This is a genomic window from Enterococcus olivae, assembly GCF_053760925.1.
Genome location: NZ_JBSMVT010000061.1, coordinates 1 through 1,654, shown reverse-complemented (window position 1 = coordinate 1,654; position 1,654 = coordinate 1). Strand labels below are relative to the sequence as shown.

At 35.5% G+C, this 1,654-nt stretch carries 1 protein-coding gene; it reads right to left on the bottom strand.

Features of this window, described 5'->3' with window-relative positions:
• Positions 1–198: 198 nt before the first annotated feature.
• Complete coding sequence (locus tag ACWODM_RS16305) at positions 199–1,500, bottom strand: IS1380 family transposase (protein WP_455322372.1); 1,302 nt, start codon at positions 1,498–1,500, stop codon at positions 199–201.
• Between the last annotated feature and the right edge of the window lie 154 nt (positions 1,501–1,654).

Genomic DNA, 1,654 nt, shown 5'->3' with positions numbered 1-1,654 from the left:
CCTGAATCATTCATAGATTTTTATACAGGGACATTTTTATCAAAAAATTAGGCGAAGCTGAAATGTTTCTTTCTTTTTTACAAATCGATTAGATTCCTTCCTAACGGAAGAAAAGAAAAGTTCATTTCTACTAAAAAAGAGCGCACTTTCCCCTTGTTTTTTTGAACAATTTTTAAAATTATCGATTTAACACTCGAATCATAGGTAAGTTAAATTCTGAAGAATCGTTTCAAACTCTTTGTCATACACATTTGCACAACTGAATTGGATTTGAACTCGACGAGCATGATGTGTCAGTCGAGAAGCAACCTTAATGAACCGAAAACGAATGGTATCGATAAGAGATTTTATTTCTGTTTTTGGAAATACTAAGTATTTCATTAACTGAATAAGATCATAAGCAATTCCGCTAATAGTCATCCGGATGGCATTCGTCAAAAACGCAGAACTATCTGTTTTATCAAAATAGAAGCCTGACTTGATTTCTTTAATAAAGTTTTCCATAGTCCCACGGTTTTGGTACATCTTAAACACTTGGTCATTGCGAATAACAGTAGAAAGATTAGTTGTCACAAATTCATGGCGAAAAAGCAATCCATCGCGTGTCGATTTTATCACTACTCTTTGAGGTTTCTTCCATGATTTTGCTTGATAATCGATGTTAAAGTACTGAACTTCTGTTTCTTCCCAATTCGTATCATCACCATAGGTGATCAGATGTTCTGCAATCGTTTGAAGTTTCGTATTAGCTTTTAGCCGGATCACAAATTGAACGGAGTAATCGTCTGCTAGTTCATAAACTTCAGGTGTGGCAAATCCGCTGTCTCCACGTACCAGAATATTTAACTCAGTTGTACGGTCTTTATAGGAATCTAGTAAATCACGGACAAAAGAACCGACACCTTTTGAGGTATATTGGTTTCCAGAACGCAGCTTAGCTCCAAGAAAAAGACCTGTAAGTCCATCAAAAGCAAGCAATGGATGGTAGCCAGTTGTCCCATAGTGAGCATTATAATCAGTAGACTCTTGGTTACCAAATGTATCAGAATGAGTAGAATCTAAATCTAAAACCATTTCTTGTGTAGCTTGAGATTCATGAAACAGCTTGATTAAGGCTTGTGTCAAGTCATTCAATTCATCTAAATTTTTTTCTGTCGATTCTGAAAAGAACCGAGAGATAGTTGACTGTGAACTGCCTTCTTGTTCATCTAAGATGAGCTTAAAAACGGGATCATGCCGCAAGGCATTGGCTGCGCTATCCGACTTATAACCTGAAATGAGTTGATACAGTACCTGAAGAAACGTTGTGTTCTTTGAATGGGTAAAGAATTTCCGCTTGTCTTCAAAATGCACATTTTTCTTCACTAATTTATTAAACTGAATTTTTTCGAGGAACTCACGAACCAAAATCAATCCGCCATGGGAAGATAGCTTTTCACTTTTTGAGGAAATTTGAACATTTTTATTGAAACTTAGTCGATTATCGCGTAAATTTGACATATAGAACACCTCTGTTTTGTATTTTCGTCAAATCTACATTAACAGAAAGGTGTTCTTTTTTCACGCACCAAATGGGTGAAAAAAGAAACTCTTTACAAATGTTGAAGAAATACGGTTTTAGAGCGCAAACTCATAAAACTATGAATTATCTAGG

Bases quoted from the DNA above. Each gene is read 5' to 3' on its own strand.
- ACWODM_RS16305 (WP_455322372.1), bottom strand. From the start codon at position 1,500: ATGTCAAATTTACGCGATAATCGACTAAGTTTCAATAAAAATGTTCAA.